Genomic DNA, 23,099 nt, shown 5'->3' with positions numbered 1-23,099 from the left:
AGGGTCGGGCCCATGGCTACTCCCGATTTCATCCGCGCCCTCCGCGCCTCGGCCGGGCACCAGCTGCTGTGGCTCCCCGGCGTCACCGCCGTCGTCTTCGACGACCGGGGCAGAGTGCTGCTGAACCGGAGGTCCGACACGCGCCGGTGGTCGGTGATCGGCGGCATCCCGGATCCGGGTGAGCAGCCCGCCGCCTGCGCCGTGCGCGAGGTGTACGAGGAGACCGCGGTACGGTGCGAGGCGGAGCGAGTCGTCCTGGTCCAGGCGCTGAGCCCGGTCAGGTACGACAACGGCGACGTCTGCCAGTACATGGACGTCACGTTCCGCTGCCGGGCCCTGGCGGGCGAGGCGCGGGTCAACGACGACGAGTCGCTGGAGGTGGGCTGGTTCACGGTGGACGCGCTGCCGGACCTCAAGGAGTTCGCGCTGTTCCGGATCAAGCAGGCCATGTCGGACGCGCCCACGTGGTTCGATGCCACCGATTTCGGCTGAACTATAGGGCGTGACCACATGGGGTGGGGCGCGAAGGCTGCCTAGGGTCGTGCCATGACCTCGCCCAGCGCCCTTCCGGGACCCCAGGCCCCCGTCCTCGACCTCGGCGGCCGCACCGCACTCGTCACCGGCGCCGCCGGCGGCATCGGCCGTGCCTGCGCACTGCGGCTGGCGGCCGCCGGGGCCAAGGTGAGAGCGGTCGACCGGGACGCCGCGGGCCTGGAGGCGCTCGCCGGGCACGCAGGGGATCTGGCGGGCACCGTGGAGCCGCGCGTCGTCGACCTGACCGACCTCGACGCCGCCGAGCTCGTCGCCGCCGGCACCGACGTCCTCGTCAACAACGCCGGATCGCAACTGGTGCGGCCGCTGGAGGACTTCCCTCCCGACGTCTTCCACACCATGCTCACCGTGATGCTGGAGGCGCCGTTCCGGCTGATCCGCGGGGCCCTGCCCCACATGTACGGGCAGGGCTGGGGCCGCATCGTCAACGTGTCCTCCGTCCACGGACTGCGCGCCTCGCCCTACAAGGCCGCCTACGTCGCCGCCAAGCACGGTCTGGAAGGGCTGTCCAAGACCGCCGCCCTCGAAGGCGCCGCCCGCGGCGTCACGTCGAACTGCGTGAACCCGGGCTACGTCCGCACCCCGCTGGTCGAGAAGCAGCTCACCGACCAGTCCCGGGCGCACGGCCTGCCCGAGGACCGGGTCCTGACCGACGTGCTGCTGCGGGACAGCGCGGTCAAGCGGCTCATCGAACCGGAGGAGGTCGCCGAGGCCGTGGCGTACCTGTGCGGCCCGCGGGCGTCCTTCGTGACCGGCACCTCGCTCGTCCTGGACGGCGGCTGGACGGCGCACTGAACCCGGCGCGGTCCCGGTCCCGCCGAGTTTTCCACAGGGCTGCCGCGGCGGCCCGCCGATGGGGAATCCTGTGACCATGTCCCGCGATCATGTGCAGTCCACCGGGCGCCCCGCCACCGCCGCCGGGGAGCCGGCCGGCCACGGCGCCGCCACGGGCCGGAGGCCCGCCGGTCCCGGAGAGGTACCGGCGGGCGGCCCCGGCGGCTTCGGCCCCGCCCGCGCGGGGACGTCCGCGGCGGGCGGGCCTGCGGGCGGCGCGAGCACCGCGGACCCGGCGGCCGGGAGCACCGAGACACCGTTCCTGGAGCTGCTGGCCCGGGGCGCGTCCGCCGACGCCTACGAGCAGCCGGTGTCGCTCGCCCGCGCCGAAGGCCGGTCGGCCGAGCGGATCGCCGCGCTGGAGCGCGCCAAACTGCTCGCCCTGCGGGTGCGTTCGGAGCTGGAGGGACGGCGCCGCCGGGAGGCCGAACTGTCCGCCCTCTTCGAGACCGCCCACGACCTGGCCGGACTGCGGGACGTGGACGCCGTCCTGCGGGCGATCGTGCAGCGCGCCCGCTCCCTGCTCGGCACGGACGTGGCCTACCTCAGCCTGAACGACCCGGCCCGGGGCGACACCTACATGCGCGTGACCGAGGGCTCGGTCGCCGCCCGCTTCCAGCAGCTGCGTCTGGGCATGGGGGAGGGCCTCGGCGGCCTCGTCGCCCAGACCGCCCGCCCCTACGTCACCGACGACTACTTCCAGGACGACCGCTTCCAGCACACACGCACCATCGACGTGGCCGTACGCGACGAGGGGCTGGTGGCCATCCTCGGCGTCCCCCTGATGCTCGGACACCACGTCATCGGCGTGCTGTTCGCCGCCGACCGGCGGGCCCGGGTCTTCGAACGGGAACAGATAGCCCTCCTCGGCTCCTTCGCCGCCCTCGCGGCAGCGGCCATCGACACCGCGAACCTGCTCACCGAGACCCGCTCCGCCCTCGCCGACCTGGAACGGGCCAACGAGATCATCCGGGACCGCAGCGGCGTCATCGAACGCGCCTCCGACGTCCACGACCGCCTCGCCGAACTGGTCCTGCGCGGCGGCGGAGTGCACGACGTGGCCGCCGCGGTCTCCGAGGTCCTCGGCGGCCACGTCGAGTTCACCGAAGCCGCTGCCGCACCGGCCGGCGCCCTGGAGGCGTCCCGCACCGAGGGGCACGCGGTACGCCACGGGGACGACTGGATCGCCGCCGTCACCGCGGGCGGCGAACAGCTCGGCGCGCTCGTGCTGCGCGGCCACCCCGGACTCGACCCGGTCGACCAGCGCACCCTGGAACGCGCCGCGATGGTCACCTCGCTCCTGCTGCTCGCACGCCGGTCCGCCGCCGAAGCCGAGCAGCGCGTCCGGGGCGAGCTGCTCGACGACCTCCTGGACGCCCGTGACCGCGACCCGCGGCTGCTGCGTGACCGCGCCCGGCGGCTGGACGCCGACCTCGGCACCACGCACACCGTGCTCGCGGCCCGCCTCGACGGCCCCGCGGCCGACGCCGACCAGGAGGCGGACGCCCGCCGCCGCCTGTGGGCCGCCGCCTCCCACCTCGCCGCGACGAGACACGGCCTGGCCGCCGCCCGTGACGGCGGCACCGTCCTGCTGCTGCCCCTCGGCCCGGCCCAGACCGCCGCCGAGGTGGCCCGCCGCACCGCCCGGCACCTGGGCGCGGCCGTCCACGAGGCGGTCACCGTCGGCGCCTCCGCCCCCGTCGAGGATCCGGCGGCCCACCCCGAAGCGGTGGCCGCCGCCTACGCGGAAGCCCGGCGCTGCCTGGAGGCCCTGCGGCTGCTCGGCCGCTCCGGAGACGGCGCGGCCGCCGAGGACTTCGGCTTCCTGGGGCTCCTCCTGGCCGGGGACGGCGACATCGGGGGCTTCGTCGACAGGACCATCGGCGAAGTCGTCTCCTACGACGAGCGGCGCGGCACGGAACTGCTGCGCACCCTGGAGGCGTACTTCGCCTGCGGGATGAGCCCCGCCCGCACCAAGAACGAGCTCCACGTCCACGTGAACACGGTGGCGCAGCGTCTGGAACGCGTCGGCCGCCTGCTGGGCGACGACTGGCACAGCCCCGCCCGCGCCCTGGAGATACAACTCGCCCTGCGCCTGCACCGCCTGTCGGCGCCGGCACCGCGCTGACCCCCCGTACGCGCGGGAGGGCACGGGGGGCAGGGTCCGGGCGGATCACCTGGCGCGGGCGTCCTCCTGCCGGGTCGCGGCCGGTGCGGCGCCGGCGGCGGACGTGATGTCGGCCAGGTCCCGGTGGCGGGTCTCCTTGCCCGCCGCCACGGCGACGACGGTCAGCACGGCCGCGGCGATCACGTACAGCGAGATCGGGGTGGAGCTGTCGTAGTCGGACAGCAGCGCGGTGGCGATCAGCGGCGCCGGGGCGCCCGCCGCGACCGAGGCGAACTGGGCACCGATGGAGGCACCGGAGTAGCGCATCCGCGTCGCGAACATCTCGGAGAAGAAGGCCGCCTGAGGCGCGTACATCGCCCCGTGCAGGACCAGGCCCACGGTCACCGCGAGGAGCACGCTGCCGAACTCACCCGTGTCGATCAGCCCGAAGAACGGGAACATCCACAGGCCCACGCCGACCGCGCCCAGCAGGTACACCGGACGCCGGCCGATCCGGTCCGACAACGCGCCCCAGGCCGGGATGACCGCGAAGTGCACGGCGGAGGCGACCAGCACCGCGTTGAGCGCGGTCTGCTTGGAGACGCCGGCCGAGGTGGTGGCGTAGACGAGGATGAAGGCGGTGATGACGTAGTAGCTGATGTTCTCCGCCATACGGGCTCCCATCGCGACCAGCACGTCGCGCCAGTGGTACCGCAGCACGGAGACCAGCGGCAGCCGCTCGGCCTGCGCGGACTTGGCCGCCGCCCGCTCCAACGCCTGCTTGAAAACCGGCGATTCGTCGACGGACAGACGGATCCACAGACCGACGATCACCAGGACCCCGGAGAGGAGGAACGGGATCCGCCAGCCCCAGTCGCCGAACGCCGCGTCCGACAGGAGGGCGGTCAGCAGGGACAGCACTCCCGTCGCCAGCAACTGCCCGGCGGGCGCGCCCGTCTGCGGCCAGGAGGCCCAGAACCCGCGCCGCCGCGCGTCCCCGTGCTCCGACACCAGCAGCACCGCCCCGCCCCACTCACCGCCGAGCGCGAACCCCTGGACCAGCCGCAGCACGGTCAGCAGCACGGGCGCGGCGGTCCCGATGGTCGCGTGCGTGGGCAGCAGCCCGATCGCGAAGGTCGCCCCGCCCATCAGCAGCAGACTCAGCACCAGCAGCTTCTTGCGCCCGAGCCGGTCGCCGTAGTGACCGAACACCAGGGCGCCCAGGGGCCGGGCGGCGAACCCGACGGCGTACGTCAGGAACGACAGGAGCGTGCCGACGAGCGGGTCCGACTCGGGAAAGAACAGCTCGTTGAAGACGAGCGCGGCGGCGGAGCCGTACAGGAAGAAGTCGTACCACTCGATGGTGGTGCCGATGAGGGACGCGGCGACGATGCGCTTGAGGTTGTTCGGTGCTGGTGGGGCGGCTGCGGGCGACGACATCGGCACCACTTCCTGGCGTTCGACGGGAACGATTGCGTGTCGCCACACGGTAGGAACGCGCAGGTCAGAGGCGTATGTGGCGGGACGCCATAGTTCGGGGGGCGGCTATGCGCGCGGCCACCATGCCGGGACGGGGGAGGGAGACGGTGCATCGGTCCGGGAGGCACGGCCCGACGGTGATCCTGTGCGCTGCCTCCGTCGTCGCCGCTCAGCTTGGTCGCGCGTTCGCGCGCTTGGTCAGCGGAGGGAGACCGGGGCGATTGTCAGTGGGAGCCGGAGAATGGGGGAGTGACAGGTTCTGTGTTCGGCTTCCGTGTCCCTCGGGTGTGCAGGGTGCGAGGTGAGCGAGTCGCCGCCGAAGATCTGATCGTGCAGGCCGCCGAAGCGTTCCGAGCGGACGATGACGACGTGGTCATGGATGCGGGGCGACTTCGTCAGGGAGTCCTGGCGCTTCCCGCTGTCGTCGCGGCGGCAGGAGCCACGGTCGTGTTGGGAGAGCCGGGCGCCGGCAAGACTTCCGTGCTAGAGCAGCTCACCGACGAGATGCCCCGTGTCCACGACACCTGGAGCGGGGCCTCCGACGCGTGCCTGTGGGTGACAGGTGGGGATCTCACCGAGTACTCCTACCAGGAAGAGCTTGGATGTCATCTCGTCTCCCTGCCTTTGCAAGGAGACGCTGCGGGGACTGTCGGAGTGCTGACGGTAGTCCTGGACCAGGCCGACGAGAGTCCCCTTCTGCCACACCTTTCGAGATGGTTGAGAAGGTCGCTGAGCGGCCGGGACACCAGTCGGGTTCGGTTTCTCATGGCCTGCCGCACGGCTGACTATCCGGCGGCGCTGACGTCTGTGCTGGCCGAGGCGTTCGGTGCGTGCCGGTGCGTCGATCTGGCTCCGTTGAGTCGCAGGGAGGCTGTGTCTTTGGCCGACAGCGCCGGTGTGCCGGGAGAAGAGCTGGTGGAGGCGGCTGAGGCGGCCGGCGCCGCTGTGCTGGTCGGCGTACCGCTGACCTTGGAATTGTTGGTGTTGACCTATCGGGCTGATGGCCGACTGCACGGGCGGCCGGAGGAGTTGTTCGCCCGCGGAGTGGCGCGCCTTGCTGAAGACCCCGACCCGCACCGTCTCAAGAAGGCGGTGATCACCACGGCCCCTCAGCGTCTGATGGTGGCGGGACGCATTGCCGCGTGGATGCTGCTGTCCGGTCACCGGACCGTTTGGCACGGCGGTACCTTCGAGGCCGGCGCCTACGATCTGCCGGGCGACGTACTGGTGGGGGGAACGGAGCGGACCGCCGCCGGCGCGTTCCAGGTCACGCCCCAAGTGGTCGAAGAATGCCTGGCGACCGCGCTGTTCACAGCGCCGGACGACGGCAGGTCGGCATTCCGCCACTCTTCCGTGGCGGCCTACCTCGCGGCCCGGTACCTGACCGACCGGAAGACCACGCCGAGGCAACTGGAGAATCTGTTCCTGATCGGCGCACCGGACGGGGAGACGGCGACCATTCCGGCACCGCTGCGGGAGACGGCGGCCTGGCTGGTGGCCATGGATCCCTCGGCCAGCGGCTGGCTGGCCGACGCCGATCCCGAGAGCCTGGCGGTGCACAGCGCACTCGTGCGTTCCGACGAGGTCCGCCGGCTCACCGTGAGCAGACTGCTGGAACGTGCGGCACAGGTCGAACTGGGCGACACGAGATGGCAGCTCTCCCGCTGGGACCTGCGCCATCCCGCGCTCGCTGACCAGCTCGCCGACGTCCTGGAGTCCAGTTCCGCCGAAGGCGGGGCCGAGTGGCAGTCCACGGCGCGAGTCCGTCTGGCGATCCAGCTGGCCCAGGAGGCCGGCACCGCTCATTCCAGGCTGGCCGACGCGCTGCTGAGGTTGGTGCGGAACGACGCGTGGCATCAAACGGAGCGTCGATTGGCGGCGCGCGCAGCGTTCGCCTGCGACCCAGGCCGTGCCGTGCCCGTCCTCGTGGAGGTGCTCGACTCGCTGTCCGATCCGTCCCGCGCCGAGCGGGTGGATCCCGACCATGAGCTGCGAGGCACGCTACTGAACCTGCTGTGGCCGCACCATCTGGACGCGGCGACGATGCTCGGTGCCCTTCGCCCTCCGTCCCCTGATCTGTACGGCAACTACGCCCACTTCTTGAGGAACATGCCGGCGGAGTGCGGGGACGAGGACCTGCCGCGTCTTCTGGCTTGGGTATCAGAAGCAGTGTCCCGGCCGGACAGCGGCTTCGTCTTCTCGTCCGACCGCTTCGAGATCTCGCTGATCAACGGGGTGATCGACCGCGCTCTCAAGGCTCCGGACGCGGCTCGGCACGCGGGCACCTTGGCGAAGATCATTTTCAGCTTCCTGCACGACCACCGCAAGGTCCAGGTGCCGGACTGCCTGCAACCGGATGAGCACGGACACGAGGCACCCGGGACACGGTCACTACGGAGGCTTCTGGCACAAGCCCTGGTCACGGAAGCTCTGCGAACAGAGGCCGCCCCGCGCTTGGCGGCCTGTCAGATCGCGTACGACTGGGAAGGGCGCTCACCGATGCGGCTCGGCACATCCTCGGTGCCCGAGCCGCCGACCCGCGACCAGCTCATCGACCGCGAGGACTTCCCGTGGGTCCTGAAGCAGGCCGCCGAGGCGGCGGCGACCGGCGACGACGCGGCCGTCCAGGTGTACGGCGAGCTGGCTTCCTGCACGTTCCCCCCGGACGACCCCCACGCACTCGAACTGGCCTACGACGATACGCACCCGGCCTGGCCGTATCTGCGCTCCTTCTACGAGGCCATCCCCATCGACAGTCCGCTTGCCCGGAGGTTGCGCCGCAGCCACAGCGCCGGCAAGAGGCACTGGCCGGAAGCAGCGGAGTTCATGGCCGATCTGGCGCGGCTCCTCGTCGAAGCCAGGGCGGGCGACAACGACGGTCTGTGGCAGTTCCTGTGGGGCCTGCGCGTGGACCCGCAGACGGGGAGCTTCGCGCAGGATGCGCGGGGCGCCATCGCCACCTGGCCCGCCGCTGTAGCTCTCGGCGACGATCTGTCCGACGTGCCCGAGCTCGCTCTCCGCTACCTCACCGCCGAGCACGACCGCGCCGATTCCTGGCTCCCGCACGCCAGCGGCAACAAACGCTCCTGGGCCGGATACGCCCTGCTCACCGAGCTGCACCGGACGGACCGCCTGCCCGAACTCCCCACGCGGACATGGAGTTCCTGGGCCGCCGCGATACTCACCGAGTATCTGGGCATGGCCACGAGCTACACGGAACCCGCACGGGTGGACCTGCTGCGCCTGGCAGCCCGCCACGCGCCCGAGTCCTTGGCCCATCGCGTCACCCAGGCAGCACGAGCAGCGCTCAGGACGGGCCGGCAACCCATCGAACTCAACGCGGTCGATCCCCGCTGGGCGGCGGAACTGCGTAAGTGCATGGAGCACCTCGCCACTGAGCTCTCCACCTGTCTCGGACTCGTGCCCGAGGCGGCGGACAACGTCCTGGCAGGCTCGCCAGCGATCGAAGACCATCCCATGTGCTTGCCCGATAACGATGAGGCGCGTGACGCGGCGCTGCGCACCTGGCACAGCATCCTGGCCGCTCTTCTCACCACCGACAGCCACACCGCGCACGGCATCCTTGACGCCAGTATCGACGGGCCCCGGGAAACCCCGCTTGCCGCACGAGCCGCCGTCCTCGCCGCCCAGGCCCTGCTGGCCGCAGATGCCGAGGCGCACTGGACACGAGTCAAGGCGTTCGCAACCGGTCCAGAACTCGGCCGCGAGCTGGCCGAGGCATGCGCTAGGACCGCGGCGGAACGTATCCACAGCAACCTCGGCGAGGCTCTCATCGCCGACCTGTATCTCTGGCTCAGCGGTTTGTACGGCCCTGAGGAGGACCAGCCTCTTCGCGGCGTTCGCTGGGTCACCGCCGATGAGGAAGCCCGGAGATGGAGAGACCGCCTGCTCCCTGAGCTGAGCCGACGAGGCACCGCAGAGGCGGTTCGGCAACTGCGCCGCCTCGCGGCCCTGTACCCCAGTCGACTCTCTGTCGCGGCAGCACTTGTAGCCGCGACCAAGCAATACGCCGCCGCGAGTTGGAGCCAGGTGCGTGCAGAGGACGTCATACGGCTGCTGCAGGATCCGGCGCGGCGGGTCATCCGCACCAGCACAGACCTCTTGGACGTGGTTCATGAGGCCCTGGAGGAGGTGGGCCGGGCACTTCCCTCACACTGCGAACTGCTGTGGGACCGCACACCGGGCACGAGCCCTCGAAAGCCGTCCGCGGAGAACCCGGTCGTCCCTGACGTCTGGCGCCCGAAACCCGAAGCGGCCCTGTGTGCTTACCTCGCACACGAGCTGACTCTGCGGCTGGCCGGCCATCGTGTCGCGGTCAACCGGGAAGTGCTGATCCATCCGACCGACCCGTACGGCGCGGGCGACCGCACCGACCTACTCGTCGAGGCGACGCCCGCACCGGGCGACCACCCCGACATCGCTTCAAGCGAGTCGGTCAAGCTGGTCATCGAGGTCAAGGGCTCCTGGAACGTCGAGGTTCCGACGGCTCAGGCGGAACAGCTGGCGGGTCGCTATCTGCCGGAAGCAGGAACGGATGCAGGCATCTACATCGTCGGCTGGTATCCGATCGACCTCTGGGACGCCACGGGTGACAGCCGTAAGACCCAGGCAAAAAAGCTCCAGCTCGACACACTCCTCGCCGAGCTACAGGACCAGGCGGCGAGCCTCTCCCAAGCGGGCGCACTTCACCTCCGCCCGATGGTGATCAACGTTCCACGGCCGTACAGGCAGTAGGTGATCGACAGAGTTCGGTACGGTGCTCGTGCAACTGCGTGCTGGGAGCGGTCGCAGTCTTCTGAGACGCAACATCGAGGCACCGTGACGTCCATGTCTTCCCGATGACGCATCATGTGGAAAGCGACGTTGGAGAGCCAGCCGCGTCGCGGGGGGGGGGAGGGGACCAGACCCCTTCGACGGGTTGCGGTCGGGTGCGTAAGGCGGCAGGTAGTAGATGGTCAGCCAGTCCCGGGTCGCGGCCCATTCCCGCAGGCCGGCGGCCTTACGGACGTTGAGGTCGTCCCAGATGAGCACGATCGGGCCGCCGAGCCGCTGGTGGGCCGCGATCAGCAGGTCGCGGTAGTCGCGCCAGGAGAAACTCTTGCGCCCGTCCCGGCTGCCGTCGTCCCGGCGGGGCCGGTAGACCAGCCTCGACCGGCGGCCGGGTTTGTAGCAGGTCAGCGGCGAAACTGCTGCCGTTCGGCCGACAGCCCGCCCCCTTGTGGTTACCGCAGGTGCCGGTGATACCGCAGCCGACGACCAGCCGTCAGCCCCTACGACTCCACGAGTTCGACCTCAGTGCAGTAGAGGCCATCTCATTTGGCTGTTCAACTGAACGTGCGCCGGTAGGTCTGTGGGCTGACGCCGGTGGTGCGTTTGAAGCGGTCACGGAAGGTGGTGGGTGAGCCGAAGCCGACCTGGCTGCCGATGCGCTCCACGGAGTGCTCCGTGGTTTCCAGCAAGTGCTGTGCCTGGCGGATGCGGGCCCGGTGGAGCCACTGGAGCGGCGTGGTGCCGGTCTGGTCGCGGAAGCGCCGGATCAGGGTTCGGGTGCTGGTTCCGGCCCGCTCGGCGATGTCGGCAAGGGTGAGGTCGCGGGCCAGGTTTTCCTGTAGCCAGGTGAGCAGCGTCTCAAGCTCGGAGCCCCGCGGTGTGGGTGCGTGGTCGTAGACGATGAACTGCGCCTGCCCGCCCTCTCGTTCGAGAGGCATCACTGACAGGCGGGCGGCGTCGGCGGCGACGGCCGAGCCGTAGTCACGGCGGATCATGTGCAGACACAAATCCATGCCCGCCGCGGCGCCGGCCGAGGTGAGCAACTGGCCGTTGTCGACATAGAGGACGTCCGGGTCGACGTCGAGGTCCGGGCGGGCGGCAGCCAGCAGACCGGCCGCGCGCCAGTGGGTCGTGACGCGCAGTCCGTCGAGGAGCCCGGTCTCAGCCAAGGGGAAGGTGCCCACGCAGATGGAGGCGATCCGGGTGCCGTCGGCAGCGGCCGACCGCAGCGCGTCGTGCACGGCGGGAGGGAGTGAGGCAGCGAGATCGGCGACGCCCGGCACGATGATCGTGTCCGCGCCCTGAAGGCCCTCCAGGCCCCAGGGGGCACGCAGGGTGAAGGCTCCGGCGTCGACCTCGTCGCGCTCGGCGCACACCCGTACCTGGTAGCCGGGCCGCCCGTCGGGCAGGCGGGTCCGGGAGAAGACCTCGATCGGGGTGGACAGGTCGAACGGGATCACCTGATCCAACGCGAGCACGGCAACCGTATGCATGGCCAGAACTTACCTCCCCACCAGCTTGACGGACCCGGGCCGTCGTTCCGGAGGGCCCACGTCAGCGCAGTCCACACGCGTTAAGGAAGTATTGGCACTATTCCGTTGCAACCTGTCGCTAGTGCCACTGGGCGAGCACCCAGGAAGCCGGTTGACTTCGGAGCGTCCCGATGGAATCGACGCCGAAGGAACCCCACACCCATGCACACCCAGGTCGTCCTGTTCGATGGCTTCGACCCGCTCGATGCCATTGCCCCCTACGAGGTCCTGTCCGCCGGCGGCTCGGCGACGGACGGCGCGGTGACCGTCGAACTGGTCACCGCAGAGGGCCCTCGTGAGGTCGTCAGCGGCACCGGAGGACTGACGCTGCGCGCCGTCGGCGCCCTCGATCTGGAGCGCGCCGACATGCTTCTGCTACCCGGCGCCTCCGGCCGCGTGGGCGAACCCGGCGAGGCCCCGGAAGAAGAGGCGGGCGTCGGCGAGCGGAAGCGGGACGAGTTCATCCCGGTGCTGCTGGGCCGCACGCTGACCACCGAACTCCCTGCGCTCCTCAAGCGGGCGATGGACGACCCGGACATCACCGTCGCCACCGTCTGCGGCGGCTCGCTCGTCCTGGCCATGGCCGGCCTGCTGGAGGGACGTCACGCCACCACCCACCACATGGGCCTCGACATGCTGGACGCCACCGGCGCCCACGCGGTCCGCGCCCGCATCGTGGACGACGGCGACCTGATCACCGGCGCCGGCGTGACCTCCGGTCTCGATCTGGGTCTGTACCTACTGGAGCGCGAGGTGGGCCCCCGCGTCGCGCACGCCGTCGAAGAACTCATCTCCCACGAGCGGCGCGGCACCGTCTGGCGCGCGCAGGGTCCAACGCCCACCACTTACTGAGCGCCCGTCCCTTCGCAGACAGTCGCTCACCATCCCCCTGCACAAGCAGGAAGAACATCGGCATGCACGTCGAAGGCACCGTCGCCGTCGACCCGATCACCGTCCCCGCGAGCATGTTCCCCGCGACGCCGCGCCCTCGCCGACACCTGACTGATCGCCTCGATCCTGCTGACCGCGACGGCCGCCAGCGTACGGGCACTCCTGATCCTGCTCGCCCGGGACCGCGCTCTGGCCAAGACGTCGGTGCTCGCGCTGCGACAGCTCGACCGCGGCGATTCGGCCCGCCCCAGGAGAAGAAGACATCCCCTCATGAACCTTGTGTCACCAGTGATCGTCGGCATCATCTACTGCCTGCTGATGTCCCTGATCAAAGAACCGCACCGACGCCACTTCAACGCGATCATGGTGGGCGGAGCCGGCGCCGCCTATCTGAGCGGGGGCGGCTTCGGCCCGTGGGAGCTCCCATTCGTCGCACTCACGGCCTACGTCGCCTACCGCGGCCTGGACTCCTGGGCCTTCATCGGCGTCGGCTGGCTGCTCCACACGGCCTGGGACACGGCCCACCACCTCAAGGGCAATCCGATCCTGCCGTTCTACCACGACGCATCTCTGGCATGTGCCATCTGTGATCCGGTCATCGCCCTGTGGTGCTTCCGCGGAGGACCTCCCCTGATCGCGCTCGTCCGCCGCCGGTTCCGGCCCGGCCGGACAGCAGTCCACGCGCACGATCACGTCTCGGCCCCCTCCTGACCGGACCGCACCGGCACCCGACGGTCAGCCTGGGAGCCGGAAGACCGCCCCCGCCTCTTAAACCGTGTCCTACGTGGTGAGGCGGACGAGCCGCTTGTAGCAGCAGAGGGCGGCGGCTCGGTCACCGGGGACGTGGAGAAGGTGCTGGGCCGCCCGCCCCGCGACTTCACCGACTACGCCCGCACCGCTGCCACACACGGTGCGAAGCGGCCAAGGACTGGAGCCTGGTGAGGATTGGGTGCCAGGTGCCGTTCCGCCGCCATCGACGGAACAGGTCCTAGACCCGATCCCACGAACCGTACTCGACAGGCACGTCCCGCCACGGAACACCGGTGCGGACCCGGAACCGTATGCCGTCGATCAGCTGCCGCCGAGCCCAGGCGGGTGGCGCCTGCCTTGTTGGCAGGTCCGGTAGATCTTGCGCTGGTCTGCCTCTACTCCGAAGAGACACGACCTACGCCGGGGCGATCTGGTGGGGTAGGCTGGCATTCCATGGCAATAAGCTCCGCCCTGTGGTCCTTCGCCCTAGTGGTAGGGCTTCTCACTGTGACTCCCGGACTCGACACGGCGCTGATCTTGCGCACGTCGGCCCTCGGGCGGCGCAGGAGAGCCTGGGGCGTCGTCCTCGGAATCCAGACCGGCACCCTGGTGTGGGGGGCGTTCACCTCCCTCGGAGTGACCGCGCTTCTCACGGCCTCCCATCTCGCTTACACCGCGTTGCGCTGGATCGGCGCCGCTTACCTGGTCTGGATGGGGTTCCGCATGCTCCGGGACACCTTCCGGGGGCTGCCCATGGCAGACACCGACGATTCTGCTCCGGCCGCCGGCGCGGACTCGCTCAGCGGCGGTTGGCGGCAGGGGACGCTCACCAACCTCCTGAACCCGAAGATGGGCGCCTTCTACGTCGCCGTCCTGCCTCAGTTCATCCCTCCAGGCACCGGCCACTTCACCATGGGCCTCCTGCTCACCACGGTGCACATCTTGATCGGTCTGCTCTGGTCCGCCGTCCTCATCGGCTTCGCCCGCGTCCTGCATGGGTGGCTCCGCAAGCCCCAGGCTCGCCGTCTGCTCGACCGGATCACCGGCACCGTCATCGGCGTCTTCGGTATCAGGCTGGCACTCGGCAACTGACGATCCGAACGTCCGGGTCCAGCCACCTGCTCAGCACCGGACCCAGACCAGGTGGACGCGACGTGGAGGGCGGCCTCGTAGGCGATGGCGAGTTTGTCCGTCCGCAGGGCCAGGCCGCTCCACTGCTTGAGCCGGGCGATGCACCGCTCGACGGCATTGCGCTCCTTGTACTTCTCGGCGTCGAAGCCGGGCGGGCGGCCTCCGGCGCGACCGCGCCGCAGACGGTGACCGAGTCTGGTCGGCGGGCTGCGGGATGACGGCCCCGATGCCTCCATGAGACCCGAGTTCGATGGGGGGCACGCCAAGGTGAGCAGGTGCGGTACTTCCACGCGATGGCCTCAAGGGTGCGGCGGTGGTCGGCCCGTCGTCGTCCACGGACCGGATCGGGCGGCATCAGCGGCTCGATCCGCCCCCACATCGCATGAGTGATCACTCACCGGACAGACACGTCCGATCAACTGACTAACCGGTCAAAGGGGCACGCTCTAGTCCTCCCCGCCGAGGCCGGACTGACTCGCTCGGCCTGGACGAGACCGGATCCCCCCTCGTCGTGGAGTACAAGCGCGGTGTCGACGCCGGCGTCATCAACCAGGGGCTGTTCTACCTGAGCCGGCTCGTGGACCACCGGGCGGAGTTCGAGCACCTGGTCGCGACCGGCTCGGGCCACGGCCGCGGGCCAGGTGCTGTGGAGCAGCCCGAGGCTGAGCTGTAGCGCCGGGGGCTTCACCCGCTACGACGTGCCACGCCGTGCGCGAGCACCGGCGCAGCGTCGGCCTGGTCCGCTACCGACTCTTCGGCAGCGACCTGCTCGGCCTGAAGGCCGTGGCCTCGGTCAGCGGCGGGCCGCCGGCCGTGCGATGGGTCCGCAGGTCGAGGGCCGCGCACCAGCCCTGCCGCTCCCACGGCACCGGGCCCCGCGCCCGGGCGGTGTCCGCGTCACCTCGGACGGAAGTGGGCCCCCAGCGCGTTCGAGCCGATCTGGACGCGGCGCGCGGAGTGGCCGGGATCGGCGGTCCCGGCCACATGGTTCGCGGTCGGCCGGTGACGGCCGACGAGGTTCGTCCGGTGACGGTCACGAATGACACGTCACTGGTAGACCCGCACGTAGTCCACCAGCATCTTCGCCGGGAACGGGGTCGAAGCGTCGGGTGGTCCGGGCCAGTCGCCGCCGACGGCGAGGTTGAGGATCAGGTAGAAGGGGTGGTCGAAGACCCACGGACCGCGAGTCTGCTCGATCTGGGCCTTGTCGAGTGTGAGGACGGTCCGGCCGTCGAGGCTGTAGACGATGCCCTTGCTGTCCCAGTGGGCGGCCCACACGTGGAAGTCGTCCGAGTAGTCGGCGTCACCCGGCAGCTTGTAGGGGGCGCCGATCCCGCCGCCGCCGTTGTAGGCCGGCGCGTGGACGGTCGAGTACGAGGTCTTCACGTCCTTGCCGAGGATCTCCATGATGTCGATCTCGCCGTTGTACGGCCACGGACGGCCGTCGAGGAAGTCGGCACCCATCATCCAGAAGGCGGGCCACAGACCGTTGCCCTTGGGCACCTTGATCCGCGCCTCGACCCGGCCGTACGTGAACTCGAACTTGTTACCGGTGTTGATCCGGGCGGATGTGTACTGGCAGGTGCCGCTCCCGGTGAGCGGGTCGGTCGGGCACGAGGTGCCGGGGGTGGCCTGTTTGCGTGCCTCTATGACGAGGTGACCCGCGCCGTCCATGCTCACGTTGTCGTGGTTGGTGTAGTACTCCAGCTCGTTGTTGGGGCCGGTGCCGGGGTCCGCGGACCATTTGGCCGGGTCGGGCTTGGTGCCCGCCGGGGAGTTGAACTCGTCCTGCCAGACGATCCGGGGCGGGTCGGCGGGGTCGGGCGGCAGCGGGGACGGGGTGATCGGGTCTCCGCCGGTGCCGTACACCTGGAACTCCCACAGGGAGTAGCCGTACTGGGTGGCCCGCTGCGTGCCGTACACGCGGACGTACCGACCGGTGCCGGACACGGCCAGGGTCTGCTTGAACCCGGTGCCGGCCGTGGTCGAGTAGATCGAGGTCCAGTTCGTGTTGTCGGGTGAGACCTGGATCTGGAACGACCTGGCGTAGGCCGGGTCCCACTGGAGCACCACCTTGCTGATCCGCGCCGTCGCGCCCAGGTCGACGGATATCCAGCCGGGGTCGGTCCAGCCGTTCGTGGGGCTGGTCGCCCAGCGGGTGGCGGGATCGCGGTCGAAGGCGCGGGCCGGGGCGCATTCCCGGCAGTGACCGTCGTTCTGCGAGCTGGACGCCGCGCCGGTCCTGCCGTAGGACAGGAGCTTCTCGCCGGGGGCGGGATCCGGGTCGCCGCCGGTGTCCTTGGTGCCGTACACCTGGAACTCCCACAGGGAGTAGCCGTACTGGGTGGCCCGCTGCGTGCCGTACACGCGGACGTACCGGCCGGTTCCCGAGACGGTCAGCCGCTGGTGGCCGCCGGTGCCCGCGGCGGTCTCGTGGACCGTGGACCAGGTGCGGGCGTCGGCGGACACCTGGACCTGGAACGCCTTGGCGTAGGCGGCTTCCCAGTTCAGGGCGACCTCGCTGATCCTCGCCGAACCCCCCAGGTCGACCTGGATCCACTGAGGGTCGGCGAAGGCGCTGGACCAGCGCGTGCCGGGATCGCCGTCCACGGCGTTGGCGCCGGCGAACGGGTCCTCCGTGGACGAGACCGTCACCGGTCTGCCCTGGGAGAGCAGAGGGTCGGCGGCGTGGGCGGGCGGGGGGCCCGGTATGCCGGCGAACGACAGCAGGGTGACCGCGAGGGCTATGAGCAGGCCCATGCGGCGGCGCAGCGGACTCACGATGACTCCTCAAGGCGATCGGGTGGGGCGAGAAGGACAGGGAGCGCTCTCTGGAGGGGGAGCCTGCTGGCGCCGAGGGGGCGTGTCAAGGGTTTACGTTCACCTTGAGAAAACGGGTAATCCGGACCTGGCGGAGGGTCAACTCGCCTTGTGCCGGCGAACGGTTCCCCGTGTGTCATGCCTGTCGGCGGTAACCCTCCGGAAACCTTCCCGGCCGCAGCGCGGTGCGGCTGATCGGTGAGGGCCGGTTCCCCGTCGGTGCCACACCGGGCCGTGCCCTGGATGCACCGGCACTCAACCGCTACTTAATGAAAGATGAAAGATAAGTGATGACAGATCCTTGACCGCCCCGTCTCGTTACGGGCAAGGTTCCGGAGAGCGCTCTCCCGTGTCGTTCTCGTTTCCAAGGAGCCCCAGGTGCCCGTAGTCGGCATACCGTCAGTTGCGCCTCCGCCACCGCGCAGATCCGTTCGCCGAGGCGTCGTCGGCGCGGTGGTCACCGCTCTCGCCGCCACCCTTCTCACCTTCGCGCCCGCCCAGGAAGCCGAGGCCGCGCCCGTACTGCTCTCCCAGGGCAAGCCGGTCACCGCCTCCAGCCAGGAGCACGGCGGCACCCCGGCCGCCGACGCCGTCGACGGCAACGCCGGCACCCGCTGGTCCAGTGCCCACTCCGACCCGCAGTGGATCCGCGTCGACCTCGGCGCGACCACCAAGGTGAGCCAGGTGGTCCTGGACTGGGAGGCGGCGTACGGCAAGGGCTACCGCATCGAGCTCTCCACCAACGGCTCCGACTGGACGACGGCCTACCAGACCACCACCGGCGACGGCGGCACGGACACCATCGCCGTGGCGGGCGAGGCCCGTTACCTGCGGATGTACGGCACGGCCCGCGGCACCCAGTACGGCTACTCGCTCTGGGAGTTCAAGGTGTACGGCGAGAGCGGCACCGGAGGCCCGCAGCTCCCCGGCGGGGGAGACCTCGGCCCGAACGTGCACGTCTTCGACCCGTCGACGCCGGGTATCCAGTCCAAGCTGGACGAGGTGTTCCGCCAGCAGGAGTCGGCGCAGTTCGGCAGCGGCCGGCACGCGTTCCTGTTCAAGCCGGGCACGTACAACGGCCTCAACGCGCAGATCGGCTTCTACACCCAGATCGCGGGCCTCGGCCTGAAGCCCGACGACACGACCATCAACGGTGACGTGACGGTCGACGCGGGCTGGTTCAACGGCAACGCCACGCAGAACTTCTGGCGGGCGGCCGAGAACCTGGCGCTGAACCCGGTGAGCGGGACCAACCGGTGGGCGGTCTCCCAGGCGGCGTCGTTCCGTCGCATGCACGTCAAGGGCGGGCTGAACCTCGCGCCCAACGGCTACGGCTGGGCCAGCGGCGGCTACATCGCCGACTCGAAGATCGACGGCCAGGTCGGCAACTACTCGCAGCAGCAGTGGTACACCCGGGACAGCGCCATCGGCGGCTGGTCCAACTCCGTGTGGAATCAGGTCTTCTCCGGTGTCGAGGGTGCCCCGGCGACCAGCTTCCCCGAGCCCCGCTACACGACCCTGAACACCACCCCCATCTCCCGCGAGAAGCCGTTCCTCTACCTCGACGGCAACGAGTACAAGGTGTTCGCGCCGGCCAAGCGCACAGGCGCCCGCGGCACCACCTGGGCGAACGGCACCCCGCAGGGCGAGTCGATCCCGCTGAGCCGGTTCTACGTCGTCAAGCCCGGTGCCACCGCCGCCACCATCAACCAGGCACTCGCCCAAGGGCTGCACCTGCTGTTCACCCCGGGCGTCTACCACGTCGACCAGACCATCAACGTCGACCGGGCGAACACCATCGTCCTGGGCCTCGGCCTGGCCACGATCATCCCCGACAACGGGGTGACCGCGATGAAGGTCGCCGACGTCGACGGCGTGCGACTGGCCGGGTTCCTCATCGACGCCGGCCCCGTCAACTCCCAGACGCTGCTGGAGGTCGGCCCGCAGAACGCCTCGGCCGACCACGCCGCCAACCCCACCACCGTCCAGGACGTCTATATCCGGATCGGCGGCGCCGGCGCGGGCAAGGCGACCACCAGCATGGTCGTCAACAGCGACGACACGATCATCGATCACACCTGGGTGTGGCGCGCCGACCACGGTGAGGGCGTCGGCTGGGAGACCAACCGCGCCGACTACGGCGTCCGCGTCAACGGCGACGACGTGCTGGCCACCGGCCTGTTCGTCGAGCACTTCAACAAGTACGACGTCGAGTGGTACGGCGAGCGCGGCCGCACGATCTTCTACCAGAACGAGAAGGCGTACGACGCGCCCAACCAGGCGGCCATCCAGAACGGCTCCACCCAGGGGTACGCCGCCTACCGCGTCGACGACTCCGTCGACACCCACGAGGCGTGGGGCCTGGGCAGCTACTGCAACTACAACGTGGACCCCTCCATCCGTCAGCACCACGGCTTCAAGACCCCGGTCAAGCCGGGCGTGAAGTTCCACAGCCTGCTGGTGGTGTCCCTCGGCGGCATGGGCCACTACAACCACGTCATCAACGACACCGGAGCGTCCACGGTCCCCGCGGGAACCTCGACCGTGCCGTCCACCCTCGTGTCCTTCCCCTGACACACCGTCCGCCGGCCGCCGGGTGATCCGGCAAGTGGGCCGGCACCGACTCCCCACCGGTCCGGGTGACATCCCCGCGCCCCGGCCCGGAGGGGCCCCGGGTGCCCGGTGCCTGAACCGGGCACCCGGGGCCGCGGCCCCGTAACGCCCCCCATGCGACCGTGCCGTTCCGAACCGGGCGGCACGCCGCGGCCACGCGCCGAACGGGGACCGGGGATCCCCCTGGTGAGCGCTCCCCACCCGGCACACCGACCTGCCAGGAGCAGATGTGTCCAGACCCCCCTCCCCACCCGTCCTGACCCGCCGCCGCACCGGCCCGACCGGCTTGTCCGCGCTGGCTCTGGGCGCGCTGGTGGCGTCCTCGCTCACCCTCGCCACCCCACCGGCCCAAGCGGCCGACAGCCTGCTGTCGCAGGGCAGGCCCGTCACCTCCTCGTCGCACGAGGGAGACGCCTACGCCGCGTCGGCGGCCGTGGACGGCAATCTCACCGGCACCCGCTGGTCCAGTCAGTGGAGCGACCCGCAGTGGCTCCAGGTCGACCTCGGCCGGCGCGCGAACCTCAGTCGGGCCGTCCTGACGTGGGAAGCCGCGTACGGCAGGAGCTACCAGATCCAGGCGTCCGACAACGGCACCGACTGGCGGACGCTGAGGACCGTGACCGGCGGCGACGGCGGCACGGACGACCTCGCCCTGACGGGCTCCGGGCGCTACGTGCGGATGCTGGGAACGGAACGGTCCGGGGGCTACGGCTACTCCCTGTGGGAGTTCCAGGTCTACGGGACCACGGACGACACTCCGCCGCCCCTCACGAGCGCGGTCCGGGTGACGGGCTCCCAGGGGAACTGGCAGCTCACCGTCGGCGGTCAGCCGTACACCGTCAAGGGACTGACCTGGGGGCCGGCCATCGCCGACGCACCCAGGTATATGCCGGACGTGAAGTCGATGGGCGTCAACACGATCCGCACCTGGGGCACCGACGGCGGCACCAAGCCGCTGCTGGACTCGGCGGCGGCCAACGGCATCCGCGTGATCAACGGCTTCTGGCTCCAGCCGGGCGGCGGCCCGGGCAGCGGCGGCTGCGTGAACTACGTGACCGACTCGACGTACAAGAACACCATGCTGACCGAGTTCGCGAAGTGGGTGGAGACCTACAAGTCGCACCCGGCCACGCTGATGTGGAACGTGGGCAACGAATCGGTGCTCGGACTGCAGAACTGCTACAGCGGCACCGAACTCGAAGCCCAGCGCAACGCCTACACCTCTTTCGTCAACGACGTAGCCAAGAAGATCCACTCGATCGACCCGGACCACCCGGTCACCTCGACCGACGCCTGGACCGGCGCCTGGCCCTACTACAAGCGCAACGCGCCCGACCTCGACCTGTACTCGATGAACTCCTACGGCGACATCTGCAACGTGCAGGAGGACTGGGAGGCGGGCGGCTACACCAAGCCCTACATCATCACCGAGGGCGGGCCCGCCGGTGAGTGGGAGGTGCCGGACGACGCCAACGGCGTCCCCGACGAGCCGACCGACGTGCGGAAGGCGGACGGCTACACCCAGGCGTGGAACTGCGTCACCGGCCACCGGGGCGTCGCGCTCGGCGCCACCCTCTTCCACTACGGCATCGAGCACGACTTCGGCGGCGTCTGGTTCAACCTCCTGCCCGACGGCCTCAAGCGCCTGTCGTACTACGCCGTCAAGAAGGCCTACACCGGGTCGGCCAGCGGCGACAACACGCCCCCGGTCATCACGAACATGGCCGTCAGCCCCGCATCCGCGGCCCCCGCGGGCGGGGAGTTCAGCGTGCGCGCCGACGTCCGCGACCCGGACGGCGACCCGGTCACGTACAAGATATTCCTCAGCGGCAACTACGCGAACGGCGACAAGCGGCTCGTCGAGGCCCGCTGGCGCTCCACCGGGAACGGCGCCTTCGCCGTCACCGCGCCCGAGAAGCTGGGGGTGTGGAAGGTGTACGTCCAGGCCGAGGACGGACGCGGGAACGCCGGTATCGAGACCAAGTCGGTGAAGGTCGTCGCCCCGCCGGTCACCGGTACCAACGCGGCGCTGAACAAGCCGACCACCGCCTCCTCCTTCCAGGCGTCGTACGGCGACTGCCCCTGCGAGCCCGCCAAGGCCACCGACGGCCGTGCCGGCACCCGTTGGGCCAGCGACTGGAGCGATCCCCAGTGGATCCGCGTCGACCTCGGCGCCCCCACCGCGATCCGCAAGCTCCAGTTGCAGTGGGACCCGGCCTACGCGAAGTCCTACGAGGTCCAGGTGTCCGACGACGGAAACACCTGGCGCACGGTCCACTCCACGACGACCGGCAACGGCGACATCGACACCATCGACGTCGCGGCGACCGCACGGCACGTCCGTCTCCACCTGACGGCCAGGGGGACGGGCTGGGGCTACTCGCTCCACGAGTTCGGCGTCTACAGCTGACGCACGCACCGCACCAGGCCCCCGGCAGGGGGCGGCGCTCAGCCCCCTGCCGGGCCACCATCCCCCCACCTATGGGCTGGAGGCCCTCCATGAGATGGCGTTCGAAACAGCTCTCCGCGCTCCTTCTCGGCAGCGCTCTCGTCGCATCGGTCCTCGGTCTGGGCACGGTCGCCACCGCGGCCGATCCGGGAAGTCCCGCCCTGGCCGGCGGCCACACCGGACACACGACGGCCGTGTCGATCCAGGCGTCCGGCGACGACCCCGACGGGGACGGCTACATACCGGCCGTCCCCCAGGTCACCGGCGTCACACCGTCCACGCACACTCCGCCGCCGCGGTACCACAAGGAGTTCCAGGCCAACTGCTCCGTCACGCACACCGCGCCGGACGACCCGATCGTGTACCCGGGACAGCCGGGCAAGTCCCACGACCACACCTTCATGGGTAACACCTCGACCGACGCGCACAGCACCACCAACTCGCTCTACGGCGGCGAGACCAAGTGTCTCGCACCCGCCGACGGCTCCGCGTACTGGATGCCGTCCCTGTACAACGGGGACAAGAAGATCCTCCCGGTGGGCCCGCAGGTCATCTACTACAAGGCCGGTGTCACCGACTACACCAGCGTGCGGCCGTTCCCCAAGGGGCTGCGGTTCGTCGTGGGCGACCCGACGCAGAGCGCCGACGAGTTCCGCCGCCACCGCGGCTTCGTCGAGGGCTGGGAATGCGGTGACAGCTTCTTCAACGTCGACATCCCGGCGAGCTGTCCGAGCCGGCCCGACGTCCAGCTCAACATCCGTATGCAGGCCCCCAGTTGCTGGGACGGCAAGTACCTCGACACCCCCGACCACAAGAGCCACATGGCCTACCCGGTCGTCAAGCCCGGCACCAACGACAACATGTGCCCGGCCTCCCACCCGGTCGCCGTGCCGATGATCGAGTTCAAGATGGCCTTCCCGGTCAACGGCGACATGAGCCGGGTCCGGCTGGCCAGCGGGCGCGGCTACTCCTTCCACTACGACTTCTTCAACGCGTGGGAGGAGCGCACCCTCAAGGCGCTGGTCGACGGCTGCATCGTGGGCGGCTTCCAGTGTGACGCGCGCGGCTACGACCTGTACCACCCGGAGCGGGCCCCGGTTCTGAACGCGGACTACCGACTGCCCTGACCGACCGTACGACCGGGCCCGGC

Annotated in this window: 14 protein-coding genes and 4 pseudogenes; 11 read left to right on the top strand and 7 right to left on the bottom strand. The window is 70.2% G+C overall.

Going from position 1 to position 23,099, the window contains the following annotated elements:
- The first annotated feature begins 12 nt into the window (after window positions 1–12).
- The 3 genes from AB0L74_RS29865 (at window position 13) to AB0L74_RS29855 (ending at window position 3,514) form a co-directional block, all read left to right on the top strand.
- Complete coding sequence (locus AB0L74_RS29865; RefSeq protein ID WP_365659092.1) at window positions 13–492, top strand: NUDIX domain-containing protein; 480 nt, start codon at window positions 13–15, stop codon at window positions 490–492.
- Between the two features lie 54 nt (window positions 493–546).
- Complete coding sequence (locus AB0L74_RS29860) at window positions 547–1,347, top strand: 3-hydroxybutyrate dehydrogenase (protein ID WP_365659090.1); 801 nt, start codon at window positions 547–549, stop codon at window positions 1,345–1,347.
- Window positions 1,348–1,423: 76 nt separating this feature from the next.
- A complete protein-coding gene (locus AB0L74_RS29855) occupies window positions 1,424–3,514 on the top strand; it encodes a GAF domain-containing protein (RefSeq protein WP_365659087.1) in 2,091 nt (696 codons plus the stop codon).
- A 45-nt stretch (window positions 3,515–3,559) separates the two neighbouring features.
- Here AB0L74_RS29855 and AB0L74_RS29850 read toward each other — a convergent pair whose 3' ends face one another.
- Window positions 3,560–4,933, bottom strand: coding sequence for an MFS transporter (locus AB0L74_RS29850; RefSeq protein ID WP_365659084.1), 1,374 nt, complete (start codon window positions 4,931–4,933; stop codon window positions 3,560–3,562).
- Window positions 4,934–5,302: 369 nt separating this feature from the next.
- Here AB0L74_RS29850 and AB0L74_RS29845 point away from each other — a divergent pair, with 369 nt between their 5' ends.
- A complete protein-coding gene (locus AB0L74_RS29845; protein ID WP_365659081.1) occupies window positions 5,303–9,727 on the top strand; it encodes a hypothetical protein in 4,425 nt (1,474 codons plus the stop codon).
- Window positions 9,728–9,846: 119 nt separating this feature from the next.
- On the opposite strand, the pseudogene AB0L74_RS29840 reads toward AB0L74_RS29845, so the two are convergent.
- Window positions 9,847–10,171 (bottom strand): annotated as a pseudogene (locus tag AB0L74_RS29840) (transposase); the annotation flags it as partial.
- A gap of 146 nt (window positions 10,172–10,317) precedes the next feature.
- Window positions 10,318–11,256, bottom strand: coding sequence for a helix-turn-helix domain-containing protein (locus tag AB0L74_RS29835; protein WP_365659078.1), 939 nt, complete (start codon window positions 11,254–11,256; stop codon window positions 10,318–10,320).
- A gap of 201 nt (window positions 11,257–11,457) precedes the next feature.
- Between AB0L74_RS29835 and AB0L74_RS29830 the strand changes: the two genes are divergently transcribed.
- Window positions 11,458–12,147 carry a DJ-1/PfpI family protein gene (locus AB0L74_RS29830; protein ID WP_365659075.1) on the top strand — a complete coding sequence of 230 codons (690 nt, stop codon included), beginning with the start codon at window positions 11,458–11,460 and terminating at the stop codon, window positions 12,145–12,147.
- Between the two features lie 309 nt (window positions 12,148–12,456).
- Entirely contained in the window at window positions 12,457–12,897 is a 441-nt protein-coding gene (locus tag AB0L74_RS29825) for a DUF6010 family protein (protein WP_365659072.1), read from the top strand.
- 277 nt (window positions 12,898–13,174) lie between these two features.
- Here the strand turns inward: AB0L74_RS29825 and AB0L74_RS29820 are convergent, their stop codons facing one another.
- The gene (locus AB0L74_RS29820) at window positions 13,175–13,348 is read right to left on the bottom strand and encodes a transposase (RefSeq protein WP_365659069.1); all 174 of its coding nucleotides are present in this window, start codon (window positions 13,346–13,348) and stop codon (window positions 13,175–13,177) included.
- A 41-nt stretch (window positions 13,349–13,389) separates the two neighbouring features.
- On the opposite strand from AB0L74_RS29820, the gene AB0L74_RS29815 reads away from it, so the two are divergent.
- The gene (locus tag AB0L74_RS29815) at window positions 13,390–14,028 is read left to right on the top strand and encodes a LysE family translocator (RefSeq protein ID WP_365659066.1); all 639 of its coding nucleotides are present in this window, start codon (window positions 13,390–13,392) and stop codon (window positions 14,026–14,028) included.
- 77 nt (window positions 14,029–14,105) lie between these two features.
- Here AB0L74_RS29815 and AB0L74_RS29810 read toward each other — a convergent pair.
- Window positions 14,106–14,243 (bottom strand): annotated as a pseudogene (locus AB0L74_RS29810) (IS5/IS1182 family transposase); the annotation flags it as partial.
- Window positions 14,244–14,356: 113 nt separating this feature from the next.
- A pseudogene (locus tag AB0L74_RS29805) lies at window positions 14,357–14,422 on the bottom strand (hypothetical protein); the annotation flags it as partial.
- A gap of 129 nt (window positions 14,423–14,551) precedes the next feature.
- On the opposite strand from AB0L74_RS29805, the pseudogene AB0L74_RS29800 reads away from it, so the two are divergent.
- A pseudogene (locus AB0L74_RS29800) lies at window positions 14,552–14,871 on the top strand (transporter); the annotation flags it as partial.
- Window positions 14,872–15,114: 243 nt separating this feature from the next.
- On the opposite strand, the gene AB0L74_RS29795 reads toward AB0L74_RS29800, so the two are convergent.
- Window positions 15,115–16,827 (bottom strand): discoidin domain-containing protein, encoded by a 1,713-nt coding sequence (locus AB0L74_RS29795; RefSeq protein ID WP_365659137.1) that lies wholly within the window; start codon window positions 16,825–16,827, stop codon window positions 15,115–15,117.
- Between the two features lie 438 nt (window positions 16,828–17,265).
- Here AB0L74_RS29795 and AB0L74_RS29790 point away from each other — a divergent pair, with 438 nt between their 5' ends.
- The 3 genes from AB0L74_RS29790 (at window position 17,266) to AB0L74_RS29780 (ending at window position 23,076) form a co-directional block, all read left to right on the top strand.
- Entirely contained in the window at window positions 17,266–19,461 is a 2,196-nt protein-coding gene (locus tag AB0L74_RS29790; protein WP_365659064.1) for a discoidin domain-containing protein, read from the top strand.
- Window positions 19,462–19,795: 334 nt separating this feature from the next.
- Complete coding sequence (locus tag AB0L74_RS29785) at window positions 19,796–21,910, top strand: discoidin domain-containing protein (protein ID WP_365659134.1); 2,115 nt, start codon at window positions 19,796–19,798, stop codon at window positions 21,908–21,910.
- A gap of 89 nt (window positions 21,911–21,999) precedes the next feature.
- A complete protein-coding gene (locus AB0L74_RS29780; protein ID WP_365659061.1) occupies window positions 22,000–23,076 on the top strand; it encodes a DUF1996 domain-containing protein in 1,077 nt (358 codons plus the stop codon).
- The last annotated feature ends 23 nt before the right edge of the window (window positions 23,077–23,099 follow it).

The organism is Streptomyces sp. NPDC052020 (genome assembly GCF_040680575.1).
Lineage (GTDB): Bacteria > Actinomycetota > Actinomycetes > Streptomycetales > Streptomycetaceae > Streptomyces.
Note: the sequence above shows the minus strand (reverse complement) of the source record. Positions and strands in the feature narration are given on the sequence as shown.

Bases quoted from the DNA above. Each gene is read 5' to 3' on its own strand.
- AB0L74_RS29835 (WP_365659078.1), bottom strand. From the start codon at position 11,256: ATGCATACGGTTGCCGTGCTCGCGTTGGATCAGGTGATCCCGTTCGAC.
- AB0L74_RS29830 (WP_365659075.1), top strand. From the start codon at position 11,458: ATGCACACCCAGGTCGTCCTGTTCGATGGCTTCGACCCGCTCGATGCC.
- AB0L74_RS29860 (WP_365659090.1), top strand. From the start codon at position 547: ATGACCTCGCCCAGCGCCCTTCCGGGACCCCAGGCCCCCGTCCTCGAC.
- AB0L74_RS29815 (WP_365659066.1), top strand. From the start codon at position 13,390: ATGGCAATAAGCTCCGCCCTGTGGTCCTTCGCCCTAGTGGTAGGGCTT.
- AB0L74_RS29780 (WP_365659061.1), top strand. From the start codon at position 22,000: ATGAGATGGCGTTCGAAACAGCTCTCCGCGCTCCTTCTCGGCAGCGCT.
- AB0L74_RS29855 (WP_365659087.1), top strand. From the start codon at position 1,424: ATGTCCCGCGATCATGTGCAGTCCACCGGGCGCCCCGCCACCGCCGCC.
- AB0L74_RS29825 (WP_365659072.1), top strand. From the start codon at position 12,457: ATGAACCTTGTGTCACCAGTGATCGTCGGCATCATCTACTGCCTGCTG.
- AB0L74_RS29850 (WP_365659084.1), bottom strand. From the start codon at position 4,933: ATGTCGTCGCCCGCAGCCGCCCCACCAGCACCGAACAACCTCAAGCGC.
- AB0L74_RS29795 (WP_365659137.1), bottom strand. From the start codon at position 16,827: ATGGGCCTGCTCATAGCCCTCGCGGTCACCCTGCTGTCGTTCGCCGGC.
- AB0L74_RS29865 (WP_365659092.1), top strand. From the start codon at position 13: ATGGCTACTCCCGATTTCATCCGCGCCCTCCGCGCCTCGGCCGGGCAC.